Here is a 14370-nt window from a genome sequence, read left to right on the forward strand (position 1 = left end):
TGTGTGTTTATCTGATGACGGCAAAAACACACCTCTTTTATTTGGTAATAGGAAGACGAGCAACCATCTAACCAAAGAAAGGTGTGTAATTTCGTTATCTTAATGGAATGACCAACGTGACTTTAGTACCAACACCAAGAGTGCTGTCTATGAATAGCCCGTACTCCTTGCCATAAGCTAATTTGATTTGTGTATTAATATTTCTCAGCGCAAAATTATGTTCCCCGACTACCTCGTCGCTTTCCAGCACTTCCGTCAGCTCCGCCAATTTTTCGGATTCGATCCCGATGCCGTCGTCCTCAACTTCGAAATAAAGAATTTGGCCTTCCATTCTCCAACTTATGTCCAACCTGCCGCTCCCCCGTTTATTTTCCAAACCGTGATATATCGCGTTCTCCACCAGCGGCTGAAAGACGAACTTCAATACCCGGTAGTGCAGAATCTTAGGATCCATATTCATATTGACCATGAATTTGTCCTGATACCTCACCTTTTGTATGGACAAATAACTTTCCAGCAATTCGGCGCTTTCCTTTACGGTAACAAAATCGTTTCCCTCACTTAAACTGATCCGGAGATATTTGGACAAACCGAAGATCATCGTACTAATCTCATCAACTTTATAGATGCGGGAAATCCAGTGAATCGAATCCAGCGTATTGTATAAAAAATGGGCGTTAATTTGAGACGCCATCATCTTTAATTGCGTTTCTTTTTTTAATAGCTTCTGAATGTACACTTCATCAATTAAATTTTTGATTCTCGTGACCATCGTATTAAAACTGTGAAATAACATGCCAAATTCGTCGCTTCGTACATCCGTAATTTGTACGTCGAAGTCGCCTTCTCTCGCTCTGCGCATGGACCAAAACAGCATCCGTACAGGCTTGTGCATTTGCTTGGCAAACATTAAGGCAAGCGCGATGGCCACAATGCTAAATCCAATGACAAGATAGACGGTATAGTAACCGATTTCTCTCGAATCGCTAACCAGGTTTTGGATCGGTGCCATTCCGACAAACTTCCAATCGGTTATCTTCGATTGATCGAAGACAACCATCATTTCTTTGCCATCCACCACGTTGGTTAAAAACCCACTTCGTATAGAAGGAAGATTCAGCCCGGAAGGCTGCATGAGACGGGAATCATTCGAATCGGCTACAACCGTGTTGTTTTGATCAACGATAAACGTAGTGCCTTGCGCTTGAAAATCGACCTCGGACATAAAATTCTGTATCGGTTCTGGATTAAACTCCATGATGAGCACACCTATGTTCTGATTGATATGGTCGAAATTTTTGAGCGCCCTACCGAGCACAAAAACCGGTTTATCGTCTTCGTTGTTTTTTTGTTTTATAAATGTCGGACGAATTCCGTACCATACCACCTGACCGTCAGCAGCTATAATTTGCTTGTACCATTCTTGAGCTTGATCGTCTTTACTAACCATTGGAAGCTCCGCAAAGCCATTGCTTGACAACCGAAAGGAAGCGCTGCCTTCACCAAGAATATAAATATTCAGAGTGTCGTTTTTCACGTTAACCAAATTGGACAAAAAATTGGCGATTTGCTGATTGTTGTGACTTCGATCATAGCTTTCCTGATATTCTCCGAGAATGCCCTTCTGGATTTCCCTGTTACCGAAAACAATTAGAGACCGGTTAGCATACTCGTTCAATAACAATTCGAGACGTCTGTTAGCCTGCTGCACGGTTTGCAAAGCAACCTGCGATACTTTGGAACTTATAATGTCATTAGCTTTATGATAGGACAGATAACCCATGATCATAATGGACATGGACATGCTGACAAAAAAAAGAATAAACAATTTGTAGCCTACTGAACGCCATTTTAAATGCGCATGAAGATTCAAAACCGGCTCCCCCTCGGTCAGGTTACAGTTCGCCCAAATCCCTGTACTGGGCAGGGGTCATCCCCTCCTGGTCCTTGAACAGCTTGACAAAATGCCGGAAATCCTGGTAACCTACCTGCTCGGCGACCTCGTATATTTTAAGCGTCGAAACTTTAAGAAGGTTCTTGGCCTTTTCCATCCTGAGGCGAATTAAATATTTGCTGAAAGTTTCGCCTGTTTTCTCATGGAATATTTTACTGAAATAAGATGGATTCAAAAATAGATGACTGGCAACCCGATTCATGGTAATCGGTTCCGTATAATGCACTTCCAAATACTGGATTGCCAGTTCGATGGACCTTTTTCGATTTCCACAGGCGTTGTGGACATGTTGATATTGGCGGACAACCATCAACAGTTCGTCTTTCATTTCTGACAAAGTACAGTAAGGAATAAAGAGTCTTTTTCTGCTGGAGTATTGCTCTGAGGGGTGACTTGACTCCAGCTTCTTTTCAACTTCATAAAGCAGAGTTGCCAATCCGTTTCGTAACTGATGAGGAGGATATTTCTGTCGACACGTTTGTAAATGAGCAATCAGCTCGTCAATCAATTCACTAAGCGCCGTATCATCGCCCAATTTCACCACATGCACGAACCGGTTATCCCAACCGTTAGGCCCCGTATATTCCTGAACCTGCAAAGATTGAGGCTGCTCCAATCGCTCTGCTTCGTAAACCCTCCCGTAACCGTCATAAAATGCGTAAGCGCCAGCGTGAACAGCTTCTTGGAAAGATGCATGAAGGTTGGCGATCTCGCTCAATTTGCTTATCCCGACATTGATCCCGATCCCCAAGCACCGTCGGCAAACCTCAACGAGGGATTCTTGCTCGCTCTCGCAGTCACCCTCATTGAATGGGGACTGTAAGATGACGAGATCCGTATCTTCATGATAGTCCAAAGGGCATGTTATCGTCTTCTCCTCTGCTTTTCCAATTCCTTTAGCTATATTGCCTATGGCATAACGAAGCAAATAGTGCTCCTTCGGATTATTTGAATGCGGCCCCCAATCATACACTTTTACACATATCACTTTCAGCCGATTGGGATCCAATTGGATGTTAAGCCGATCCCAAAGAGTTCTCAAGTAATGATTTGAAGCGCTTTCATTCATTAGGAGCGTTTCAAGATACCTCTGTCTGGCCAGAGGTAAGCTTTCTCGAATTCGTTCTGACATCCGAACAAATTGACGATGATCTTCATTCTCGTGCTTGATTTGTGAGACGCATTTACGCACAACGTCCAGCATCTGCGTTTCTTCAATTGGTTTAAGCACGTAGTCGGACGCCCCGTATCTCAAGGCCATCTGGGCGGAACTGAAATCACTGTATCCGCTAATAATAATTATCTTCGACGGCAGATTGCGATTCTTGACTGTTTCAATCAAAGTAAGACCGTCCATTCGCGGCATTTTGATATCCGTGATGATAATATCCGGAGTCTGGACTTGAATTAATTTTAAAGCCTCTTCTCCATCCTCCGCTTCACCAAGCACTTCGATACCTTCCGCTTCCCAATCTATGGTTGAACGTAAACCTTGACGAACCCATCTTTCATCGTCAACGATCAATAAAGAATACATAAGCACTCTCCTCTTTTTTGATCATAAGAGTTTAATCCAATATGCATATCTTGTCTTCTACCATACTTTATAATAACATAATACTGGATTTGAAAAGAAACAGAAATCTTGAATACCGTCTAAACTGCTATCTTGAGATAAACTATACTTTACGTACGTAAGAATCAAATTATACATAACAAAAAGACGCTTTTCAGCGCCTTTTGAAATTTATATTTTATCTAAGTTCTCAAGTTCTTTTAGTTGTAACTCCAGTTTATTTTTAATTTCATCTATTTTAGTTTCTAACCAATCCTTAGTGTACACAGTCATTAAGGCTTCTTTTGAAGTATCAATTGCGTTTATAATAAACTCAATATCAGATTCGGTTAGTTTATAATCATTCAATAAAATCATCTCCTTACATTGATAAGTATTAGTATATCCACTTTGAAAAGCCCTTAAAACTTGCAATACAAAGGTAAATCTTTATGAGTCGTAAGCAGCATCAAATTCAATTATATTGTTATCTTCATCAAGAATATATATTTGTGCAAATCCAGCAACACTTTGTGGTCTACCTTCGTACGGGATATCTGCTTCCTCTAACCATTGTACTGTGTTTTTGTAGCTTTTAACCCAAATAGCAAAATGTCCATCAACAGAATCAATTCCACTTGAACGTAGTGTCTCACCTTTTGGATGTTCGAGTAAATGAAGCTGCTGATCACCAATAGCATACCATACGCCTTTAGATTTAAATGGTGGACGTTCAATTTCTTGGAAATTAAGGACTTCTGAATAGAATTTCTTAGCTTTGTCTAAGTCTCTTACAGCTAGACTTACATGATGTATACGTTCAAACTCGATCATATTTTTTAGCTCCTGTTAAAATAGTATTTTCTTGAACCTCTCATGACTAAAGTCACGAGATTCTTGGGTAGTCCCTTCTAACGAAGAGAAGTTTACCAAGCTAACCCTGTCGTTCCGACAGTTTGTGCAAAGGCTAAACAGCCAGTTTACACGTTAAGCAGTCTTTTACCTTCGGCAAGAATATTTAGACTTGCATTGAAGTCTCTATCATGATGCGCTCCACAATTGGGACAGTCCCATTCGCGCAACTTTAGGTTTTTAACGTCTTTGTGCTTATAACCACAGCAGGAGCATAGCTGCGAAGATGCGAATGTTTTACCCACAGCCACAACTATGCGACCATACCACTTCGCTTTGTACTCTAGCATGGAGCGAAACATCGACCAGGAGACCTCGCTAATTGCCTTGGCTAATTTGTGATTTTTCATCATATTGGATACTTGCAAGTCTTCAACCACAATGATGTCGTGTTTTTTGACAATATGCGTTGAAATCTTTTGCAAGTAGTCCGTACGAACATTCGTGATTTTCTCGTGAATACGCGCTACTTTGATGCGCTGCTTCTTCCAATTGCAGCTGCCTTTCATCATACGTGAAAGTTTACGCTGTGCCTTTGCCAGTTTCTCTTCCAGTATGCGAAAGAATTTAGGGTTGCCAAACAAGTCTCCACTGGATAAAATTGCAAAATCTTTCAAGCCCACATCGATGCCAACTTCTTTGCCTGTTTTGGGCAACTCATGGATTTCCACTTCCACAAGTACAGATACAAAATATTTACCTGAAGGATTGCGTCTAATTGTAGCGTTCAGGATACGCCCTTCGACTTCACGGCTTTTGGTAAACTTCACAAGTCCAAGTTTAGGCAACTTGATCTTATTATCTATAATTGCCATGTTTCCATTTGTGTAGTTTGTTTGGTAAGACTGTACAGGATTCTTCTTGCTCTTAAACGTAGGCGCATCGTTTTGTTTTTTGAAAAAGCGATTGTAAGCATCACTTAAATTCCTCAGTGCATTTTGTAGTGAAAATTTGTCCGGTTCGTTCAACCAGTCTATTTCTTGCTTTAGTTGTGTGAGTTCAGCAGAGCATGCTCCATAACTTAAACCTTTACCTGTTTCTTTGTATGTGTCGTTCCATTGGGCAAGAAAACGATTAAACACAAAGCGACTGCATCCTATCGTCTTGTTAATGAGTGTTGCTTGTTCTGGCGTGGGGTAAATGCGGAATTTGTAAGCTTTGTGATGTAGCATGGTGAAAACGGCCTCCTTTCGTTTTGGAATATACATCCATTATAGCACGTATGTTCGCTTTAAAGCATTGTTTATTGTTTGTACTCGTTTCCTAAACATGTGTCGGATAGTTGACGTGGCAAAAGCCACGCCCTATCCGAAGTTTTCTTATTCACGACTGAAGTCACGAGTTTGCGAAAACTGTTTATCAATTATATACGAAATTCACAACCTCATTAACGCTCTTCGTTCAGCTTGTGGTTTACATACCATACAAACTCCAACGACTTTACCCTGTTCGTCTGAATAGAATGATAGTTTCTTGTCCTTTTTACGACAAAACGAACACGTTTGCTTGTTCATTCTTGAAGATTTTTTACCATGTAAAGACATTTTAACAATCTTATTAGTCTCAACCTTATCTCTAATTTTCAATGTAATTTTATACACCAAAAGAAGGATAAGAAGTAGAATTATAACTAGTACTATCCATTTCATGGCTCAACCTTCCCTATATAAAAAAAATTTCAGATAATCATTACTTCACATCAATTTCAATCCTAGTTTATTTTCGTGGCGTTTAGTTAAGAACTTCTCGACTAATTGGCTCTCCGTAGGCTACATGCCAATGTAGATGTTTAGAATCTTGATATTTGCCAAGGTTAGTCAGTACACGACATGCGCCATGTTCTGCGATCACATCTGTCGCTACTTTTTTTATTACATCAAACAACTCCAACAAGAGATCATTGTCGATCTTTTCTAACGCAAGCAATGATACGATGTGTCTTTTCGGTATGACCACAATATGAACAGGGTAGAAGGGGCGCGTGTGATGATAAGCAAGCACGTTTTCCGTTTCAACCACTTTGTTTACTGCCGTATTACCGCTTAACACTTCTTCGCAGTAGAAATCTTCTGTCATGCGTCTACCTCCAAATTCGTTCAAATTAAACTTTAGGAAAATCATTACGTTTGAGCGTCGTCCCTGTTATTTGGTGTGCGAGTTTGTATTCCTCTATTAATTCAATGTTCTTCTTACGATCCCTGGCGTATTCAATTATGAGCTGTTTTATGTTTGGATATAGCACAACGCTGTCTAGCTCAGATAATGGAACCCACCTGACACCAGTCTGATTTAGGTCTGGCTTCTTGGGCAAAGACGGTCGGGAACCTTCTTTTATCTTGCAATCGAACATCAAACTCAAACCATGCGGTGATTTGCTTTCATAGTTAGTTATAAGGTGCGGCGAATGCTCTGAAACAAACGCAAGCTTTCCTACTTCAATATCTACGGAAGCTTCTTCCCACGCTTCTCGTTTCACCGCTTCAATTACTGATTCTCCGCGCTCAACTCCACCAGCAGGAAGGTTGTAATGTAGTCCGTTTTCGTCCTCAAATTCAACAAGGAGAACAGCATCGTTTTCGATAATAAGTGCGCACGCTCTTACCCTGATATGATAGTTCATCTCACCATCGCCCTTCCATCGCTTATTGAAAGTCACTTAATACGTTTGAAAACAATGCGCGCCACGAAATAAATAATGCTTCTCTTATTGAAATGGTTTAGCAGTGCGTCCAACTACACAGACCTTCGGAAAATTTACTTAAATAATAATATGCAGTCAAAATAATAGCTATCAGAACTATAGACACTATGAGTATTACTATCTGATCACCTCTAATAAAGCTAATTTATAATTTATTTTACCACATGTTTCCACTTGTGTAAGAAGCACTTTACTAACTAATGAGAGTATTGGGTTGTCATTAAAAGAATCTAATCCTTTCAGACGCAACAAAAAAACGGCATCGCGTGGATACCGCTTTTTTAATATTTCAATTCCCTTTGATTGGATAAATTTCTTTACCTTTTTCATTTACAATAAAATAATCTTCTTTATTTAATTATTTCTCAAAAAGTTTTAAGGCTTCCATTGAATATCTATGTTCTGGCTGCTTAATGCCTATATCTATGTAAAATCTATTGTTGGATTCTTCTTCTGTTCATTTATCAAACCCTTATTTATCAAGGGTGTTAATCCTACACAAAAAAAGGAACCCAGCCAACGGGGCCGGGTTCAAAAAGTTTATATTAAAAAGGGGGTCTTGGTTATTATATTACCTCCCAAACATTATGAAACCATAACAGGAACATTTCAATTATGTTACAATTTTGGAAGCGTTTTATTATTGTACTTCTTTTACTTTGTACACAAAATTAGTTGCACCTACGCAAGGTCTAGCATATAATAATTAAATTAGAATAATTATAAATAAGGAGAAACCATATGAGTATAGAATACGACTACCACCATCTTCATCATGTGAAAGAACAGAGCAAATCAAGAAAAACATTATGGGTGACCCTCATACTGACCGCTTTTTTTACTATTATAGAAATTGTGGGCGGGGTGCTCTCGAATTCGCTTGCGCTGCTATCCGATTCGGCCCATATGATTTCAGACGTCATAGCTTTGGGATTAAGCATGATTGCTCTGCAGCTTGCTACGCGTCAGCCTAATGCTCGTTTCACATTTGGCTTCCTGCGGTTTGAAATTATCGCTTCTTTCCTTAACGGATTAGCACTCTGCGTCATTGCTTTGGGAATCTTCATCGAGGGGGTTCAGCGTATCATTCACCCCCAGCCGATTCAACTTGGACTTATGCTTGGAATTGCCTCTATTGGTTTCATCGTTAACCTTGTGCTCACGTTAGTTCTCCATAATAGTGTGAAGGAAGAAGACAATCTGAATGTGAAAAGTGCGTTGTGGCACTTTTTCGGGGATCTACTTAGCTCCGTTGGGGTCATTATCTCTTCCATTGTCATTTATTACTCAGGCCTTCTCTGGTTCGATCCTCTTATTTCAATGGTCATAGGGGGCATTATTTTTACCGGCGGCAGCAAAATCATTCGGGAATCTTACCTTATTCTCATGGAGTCGGTACCTGAGCGCTTCAACCTGGATGAAATTCGCGAAGAGATTGCAAATGTGGAAGGTGTTGAGGATGTACATGAGATGCATCTATGGTCGGTTTCGACCGATCACTATTCATTAACTTCCCATGTGTTCATCAGTCCCAACATACAACCCTTCTGTGTCATTCTTGCAATAAATGAGACGCTGAAGAGTAAATACGGCATCGAGCATTCCACGATTCAGATTGAACACGCCGATATTAATCCCCATGGGGATTATGGCAAAGAGTTCTTGAAGCATCAAAGACAAGTGAGTAGAAATGAACTTCCAGGCTCACTGCCTATCCTTTAACTATGATTCTACCTTATCAGATCACGTTGCATTCCATACAATATTAATAAAGACCATTGATCACTCTTCCATAGTGATCAATGGTCTTTATCATTTCCTTGTAGACTTCCGCACGATCATCTCCAAGTCAATAAACAGTTCATGTCCATGGGCACGGGGCAAATACTCTTCCAGCAGCTTCGTGCTTTCCTCATCCAAGTCTTCACCAATCTGCCGCATGAGAAAAGCCGCAACCAAGCTTGTTTGCAAATCGACCGGCATGTCAAAGCTTGTTATGGAAGGAAAACTGGCCTTAGAAAACAGTTCATTGTCCATGCCAATCAGCTGCACTTCCTCTGGCACTCGGATACCTCGCTCATGGCACACAGCAAGTATCTCGAACGCCAACGCATCATTAAACGTATAGATGCCGATAGGGCGCCTATCGCCACTCAAGCGCAGCGCTTCGTCCAGCGTGCCAACAACATCTAGTTCGCCCGCATCTAACAGCGCATGCATCGTCGATGATTCTGCAGAATCGCCAATTCCTGCCATAAAACCCTGAATGCGCTGCTCATTGGCTCCCATCCCTTTGCGCCTGCCCGCATAAATTATCGAGCGACAGCCGCATTCTTGGAAATGCTTTACAGCTTCCGAGGAAGCCTTTGCGAAATCCAAATTAACAGCCAGTTTTACGATGTCGCCAGGCCAACCCCATCCATTAAAGATGACCAGCGGTGTGCCCTCACCGACTAACTGCTGAGTCGACTGCATACTCATTGCCAAACCATGGCTCACTAAGCCGTCTACTCTGCGCTGCAGCAGGTGCTCCAGATGACGCTGCTCAATCTCTGGATCCATACCTGCCGCTGAAAATACCGATAAATGATAGCCGAAACGGTGCACTTTCTGTTCCAGCTTCTCCGCAAACCGTCCATAATAGCCGCCAAAATGCGGAATGATCAGCCCTAACTCATAGGATCGACGCCGACTAAGGTTTGTAGCCATCACGTTGCGGCGATAACCTAGCCGAATAACTGCTTCTTCTACTTTCCGTATCGTCTCCGGCGACATCGGCACCTTCCTGCGATTTATAACATTGGATACAGTAGCAATGGAAACGCCTGCTTCCGAAGCCACATCTACAATTGTGGGCTGTTTACTTTTGCTCATTGAACTTCCCTCATTCTTGAAACGCTTTTACTCATTTTATCGATAAGCAAATCACTCGTCAAATCCCGCTATTCTGTGCATTCCAAGAGCAATTCGCTATATGGTAACATTCGTTCTCAAAGAGCCGATCACAATCAAAGAAAAGAAATGGTTCGGACTCGTTACGCTAGGCGGTCTCCTCTTCTTCTTCCGCAACGGCGGGCTAAAAGTTACCGCTGGGCTAATCTTGGCGGCTTACCCTCATTCAAGTCATTGCCTTACTCCTTCTCTTTGTTGGCCTCATCCTGGTCAAGCTATAGCTTCAAATTGAAGTAAAAAACTTGGCCGTAAAACGGCCAAGTTAAGTCCTTAATCCTCGTGATGCCCAATCAGCGAAATAATCTGCTTCTTCAATTTAATAAAAGACTCCGAATCCTTCACGTCTTCTACTTCACGCAGTCCACGCGGGATTACGATCTCCTTACGAATCGTGCCCGGATGCGCCTGCATCACATACACACGCTGGGAGAGGAAGATCGCTTCCTCGATATCGTGCGTGATGAAGACAACGGTCGTTTTCTCCTTCTCCCAAATCCGCAGCAGCAGCTCCTGCATGGAATTTTTCGTCTGCGGATCCAGAGCCCCAAACGGCTCATCCATCAGCAGCACGTCTGGATTGTTCGCCAGAGCCCGAGCGATGGCGACCCGCTGTTTCATCCCGCCCGAGAGCTCCTTCGGCAGTGATCTAGCGAACTTCTGCAGCCCGACAAGCTCCATGAAGTGATCGGATATGGCCCTTTTTTCGAACAAGGGAACCCCCTTAAGTGTCAGTCCGAACTCGATATTCTCCCTTACAGAAAGCCAAGGGAACAACGTATACGACTGGAATACCATCCCACGGTCAGCCCCAGGACCATCAATCTCATGCTCCGAGATACGCAGTGTTCCTGAAGTCATCGTCTCTAAACCTGCGAGAATACGTAAGAGAGATGACTTACCGCAGCCTGACGGTCCAACGAAGCTAACAAACTCATGCGCGTCTACGTGGAACGAAACTCTGTCCAACGCAACAAACTGGGATTTCTTTGTACTATATACTTTCGTCACATCCGAAGCTGTAATTTTGCTCATAACCAGGACTCTGTCATCAGAGGGCTCCATATTCAAAGCATGCATGATTTAACGCCCTCCTTCTAACCATGGGAAAAATCTACGGTGACAATATGCAAATGTACGGTCCGTCATTAATCCGAGCAAACCAATAGCGATAATCCCAACGAAGATCTGATCCGTATTGAGAAACCGCTGCGCCTTCATAATGGAAAACCCCAGGCCGCTGCTGGCCGCAACCAGCTCAGCAACCACCAGATACGTCCACGCCCATCCAATAATTAACCGCATTGTGTTCATCAGATCTGGCAGCAGAGCGGGAATAAGCACCCTTTCGATCACCTGCCAGCGATTCGCACCAAGCGTATATGAGGTTTGCAGCAAATCATTGGATACCGAGCGTGTATTATCCGCTACCATCAGCATGAGCTGGAAGAAGCAGCCAATGAAAATCACGATGACCTTCGCCCATTCACCAATCCCCGCCCAAACCATGATAAGTGGGATGAAGGCCGTCGCTGGCATATAGCGGATAAACTCAGTCGGAGGAACGAGCAGCGCTTCGGCAAAGCGAAACGTACCAGCCAGAATACCAAGCGGTATACCGAGCAAACAAGCAAGTAAGAAACCCGCTCCTACTCGAAAAATACTTATCCCCACATGGTTCCAAAATACAGAGCTCTGCAGTTGAATCATAAATTGACGAAGAACTTGATCCGGTGTAGGCAAGAAAGTGCGATTTACAAAGTTACCATAGCTGAGTACACTCCAGAACAGCATAGCCAACACAACAATCAGCACGATACCCGAAATATACGTTCTACGATTAATATCGCCCCGTATGGCAAACAACGTTGATTTGCGTCTTTTTTTGATAGTCGTGTCCATAGAGCACCTCACTTAGCTGTTATTTCTTACGCTCCTTCAGCACTTCATCTACAAAGTGTCCATCTAAGAAGCTTTCCGCCTTCGGAATGGAAGTCAACATATCTAGTCCTTTCAAAAACTCCGCTGTCTTCTGCGACGTGAAATGGAGAGATCCGTAGGAATCGCTTTTTTGAAAAGCTTTCACATTATCTTCCAGTTGGAAGATTTTCACACTATCGACACCCGCTTTATATTCATCCACCGGCGTCTCTGCTGCCTTCGCCATAATCTTTAATGACTCTTCCGGATTTGCCTTCCAGTAATCCAAGGCATCAAACCAGGCATTAATGATTTTCTTCACATCATCCGGACGATTCTTCGTTATTTCTTCTTTAAAAACTAGCAGATCAGGAATAAGTCCCGGTGTATCCTTGGAGGAGAATAGCAGCTTACCCTTACCCTCTTGAATCGCTTTGCTTAAGAATGGCTCCCATAGTACCGCGGCATCCAAGTTGCCTGAAATGAAAGCAGGCCCTGCATCGTTGACTGTCATATTCGTATAAGCAACATCTTTCTCTGCAAGACCCTCCTTTTCAAGTGCGGTCAGCATGAGAAGATGATCGACCGTTCCGAGCTCAGTCGCCACTTTTTTACCTTTCAAATCCTTAAGTGAATTAATGCTTGGCTTCACAACAACGCCGTCTCCGCCATTAGAATTATCGTTCACTAGAACAGCTTTCAGTGGAATCCCTTTACTCGCCGGAGCGAGCGTATCGCTTAATGTTTGGCTGTTTGCATCGACTTTACCTGACGTAAGTGCAGATAAGGAATCGCTATACACAGGGAACCAAACGAGATCAACCTTAACCCCATTTTTCTCGAAGAAGCCCTTCTCCTTCACTAAATACCAAACAAACCAACCCGGCCATGGACTAAGTGCCAATTTAATCGGCTCTCCGCTTCCCCCTGTTTTCGTGCTAGTTGCCCCTTTACTCGTACATCCGCTAACTAATGTAAAAGTCAATAACAACGCCATCATCAGAAATACCATTCTTTTTCTCATTCCGATTCTCCCTCTCCCTATTTACTGGTAAAAAGAAAAGCCCGGAACGATATCATGTTCTGATATCCTCCCGGGCTTTTATCCCTCCGTGTGCACGATGAAGTTCACCGTGTGTCTTCTCTCGGACCTGACCAACAGCCTTCATTCTGTCGCGGAACCCTAGAAAACAAGTTTGCTATGAGGTTGTTACGAAATCTTACATTTGTATTTATCATACTTATATCGTGAGAATATGTCAATATACATAACACTAATAATTAATTTGTTGTCAAAAACCTCTAATATGTAATAATATATAACATAAATGTCCTATAAACGGAGGTGTATACGATGTATTCGATCCATTTCCATATTCGTATGTTAGATAACAAGCTGCTTCAACCTACACCTAAGCCATTACCGGGCCCTTCTGTATCTGATCTGCAAGAGGGATACCCCACATTCCAGCATTCTCTACTGATTGCCCCTATAGATAAATTTGATTCTACCAAAACAAAAGCTTTCCCCTCTGGTCATTAACCTCTTCCACTTACAAAAAAGCCCGACACCCTGCGGATCAGGGTATCGGGCTTTTTTCTTGTTACAGACGCTTACACGCCTAACCATTTTTTGAATAAATGCTTTGTTGTATCTGCATTCAGCGCTGCGATAGAAGTCGTCAGCGGAATGCCTTTCGGACAGGAGCGAACGCAGTTCTGCGAGTTACCGCAGCCTTCGATTCCACCGTCTGTCATCAGCGTATCCAAACGCTCGTCTTTGTTCATTTCACCTGTTGGATGAGCATTGAACAGACGAACTTGGGAAAGCGCTGAAGGTCCGATAAAGGAGTTTTTGTCATTCACGTTAGGACAAGCTTCTAGACATACACCGCATGTCATACATTTGGACAGCTCGTAAGCCCATTGACGCTTCGACTCCGCCATACGAGGACCTGGTCCAAGATCATACGTGCCATCAATCGGTACCCAAGCTTTGACTTTCTTCAATGCATTGAACATCCGTCCACGGTCAATTACAAGGTCACGCATAACTGGGAACGTGCTCATTGGAGCTACGCGAATCGGCTGTTCCAGCTTATCAATCAAAGCCGAACAAGCTTGGCGCGGCTTACCGTTGATAACCATAGAACAAGCTCCGCAAACTTCCTCGAGACAGTTGGATTCCCAACATACAGGAGTCGTTTTGTCGCCATTCGCGTTTTTCGGATTGCGCTGTACTTCCATCAAACCGCTGATGACGTTCATATTGGAGCGATACGGAATTTCAAATTCCTCGGTATAAGGTTTCGAATCTGGACTCTCTTGACGAGTCACGATAAACTTCACTGTTTTTTGTGCGCTTAGTGTCTCCGCCAT

16 protein-coding genes and 1 riboswitch are annotated in these 14370 nt (G+C 42.7%); of the genes, 3 read left to right on the plus strand and 13 right to left on the minus strand.

Annotation, left to right across the window (positions count from 1 at the left end):
- Positions 1–94: 94 nt before the first annotated feature.
- The 8 genes from BLT91_RS20090 to BLT91_RS32355 form a co-directional block, all read right to left on the minus strand.
- Positions 95–1873 carry a cache domain-containing sensor histidine kinase gene (locus BLT91_RS20090; RefSeq protein WP_090824190.1) on the minus strand — a complete coding sequence of 593 codons (1779 nt, stop codon included), beginning with the start codon at positions 1871–1873 and terminating at the stop codon, positions 95–97.
- Between the two features lie 22 nt (positions 1874–1895).
- Positions 1896–3491: a response regulator gene (locus BLT91_RS20095; protein ID WP_090824192.1), complete on the minus strand. Its 1596-nt coding sequence runs from the start codon at positions 3489–3491 to the stop codon at positions 1896–1898.
- 210 nt (positions 3492–3701) lie between these two features.
- Entirely contained in the window at positions 3702–3878 is a 177-nt protein-coding gene (locus tag BLT91_RS31775; RefSeq protein ID WP_175532425.1) for a hypothetical protein, read from the minus strand.
- A gap of 81 nt (positions 3879–3959) precedes the next feature.
- The gene (locus tag BLT91_RS20100; RefSeq protein ID WP_090824195.1) at positions 3960–4343 is read right to left on the minus strand and encodes a VOC family protein; all 384 of its coding nucleotides are present in this window, start codon (positions 4341–4343) and stop codon (positions 3960–3962) included.
- Between the two features lie 146 nt (positions 4344–4489).
- Positions 4490–5593, minus strand: a complete 1104-nt coding sequence (gene tnpB / locus BLT91_RS20105) for an IS200/IS605 family element RNA-guided endonuclease TnpB (protein WP_090824197.1) — start codon at positions 5591–5593, stop codon at positions 4490–4492.
- Between the two features lie 559 nt (positions 5594–6152).
- Positions 6153–6497: an HIT family protein gene (locus tag BLT91_RS20115; protein ID WP_090824201.1), complete on the minus strand. Its 345-nt coding sequence runs from the start codon at positions 6495–6497 to the stop codon at positions 6153–6155.
- A 25-nt stretch (positions 6498–6522) separates the two neighbouring features.
- Positions 6523–7041, minus strand: coding sequence for an NUDIX domain-containing protein (locus tag BLT91_RS20120; protein ID WP_090824203.1), 519 nt, complete (start codon positions 7039–7041; stop codon positions 6523–6525).
- A gap of 198 nt (positions 7042–7239) precedes the next feature.
- Positions 7240–7452: a hypothetical protein gene (locus BLT91_RS32355; protein WP_090824205.1), complete on the minus strand. Its 213-nt coding sequence runs from the start codon at positions 7450–7452 to the stop codon at positions 7240–7242.
- Between the two features lie 411 nt (positions 7453–7863).
- Here BLT91_RS32355 and BLT91_RS20130 point away from each other — a divergent pair, with 411 nt between their 5' ends.
- Positions 7864–8844: a cation diffusion facilitator family transporter gene (locus BLT91_RS20130; protein WP_090824207.1), complete on the plus strand. Its 981-nt coding sequence runs from the start codon at positions 7864–7866 to the stop codon at positions 8842–8844.
- A 90-nt stretch (positions 8845–8934) separates the two neighbouring features.
- On the opposite strand, the gene BLT91_RS20135 is transcribed toward BLT91_RS20130, so the two are convergent.
- Positions 8935–9996, minus strand: coding sequence for a LacI family DNA-binding transcriptional regulator (locus BLT91_RS20135; RefSeq protein WP_090824209.1), 1062 nt, complete (start codon positions 9994–9996; stop codon positions 8935–8937).
- Between the two features lie 100 nt (positions 9997–10096).
- Between BLT91_RS20135 and BLT91_RS20140 the strand changes: the two genes are divergently transcribed.
- Positions 10097–10306, plus strand: coding sequence for a hypothetical protein (locus BLT91_RS20140; RefSeq protein ID WP_090824212.1), 210 nt, complete (start codon positions 10097–10099; stop codon positions 10304–10306).
- Positions 10307–10344: 38 nt separating this feature from the next.
- Here BLT91_RS20140 and BLT91_RS20145 read toward each other — a convergent pair whose 3' ends face one another.
- From BLT91_RS20145 to BLT91_RS20155, 3 genes are read right to left on the minus strand one after another with little or no spacing between them, the layout of a single operon-like run.
- On the minus strand, positions 10345–11151 hold the full coding sequence (locus BLT91_RS20145; protein WP_254777037.1) for an ABC transporter ATP-binding protein: 807 nt from the start codon (positions 11149–11151) through the stop codon (positions 10345–10347).
- Positions 11152–11154: 3 nt separating this feature from the next.
- Positions 11155–11973: an ABC transporter permease gene (locus BLT91_RS20150; protein ID WP_090824214.1), complete on the minus strand. Its 819-nt coding sequence runs from the start codon at positions 11971–11973 to the stop codon at positions 11155–11157.
- A 19-nt stretch (positions 11974–11992) separates the two neighbouring features.
- Positions 11993–13015, minus strand: coding sequence for an ABC transporter substrate-binding protein (locus BLT91_RS20155; RefSeq protein ID WP_090824216.1), 1023 nt, complete (start codon positions 13013–13015; stop codon positions 11993–11995).
- A gap of 65 nt (positions 13016–13080) precedes the next feature.
- A riboswitch (guanidine-I (ykkC/yxkD leader) is annotated at positions 13081–13189 on the minus strand.
- Between the two features lie 156 nt (positions 13190–13345).
- On the opposite strand from BLT91_RS20155, the gene BLT91_RS20160 reads away from it, so the two are divergent.
- Positions 13346–13534, plus strand: coding sequence for a hypothetical protein (locus tag BLT91_RS20160; protein WP_090824218.1), 189 nt, complete (start codon positions 13346–13348; stop codon positions 13532–13534).
- A 71-nt stretch (positions 13535–13605) separates the two neighbouring features.
- On the opposite strand, the gene sdhB is transcribed toward BLT91_RS20160, so the two are convergent.
- The gene (sdhB, locus tag BLT91_RS20165) at positions 13606–14370 is read right to left on the minus strand and encodes a succinate dehydrogenase iron-sulfur subunit (RefSeq protein WP_090824220.1); all 765 of its coding nucleotides are present in this window, start codon (positions 14368–14370) and stop codon (positions 13606–13608) included.

The organism is Paenibacillus sp. yr247 (assembly GCF_900103825.1).
Classification (GTDB): domain Bacteria; phylum Bacillota; class Bacilli; order Paenibacillales; family NBRC-103111; genus Paenibacillus_E.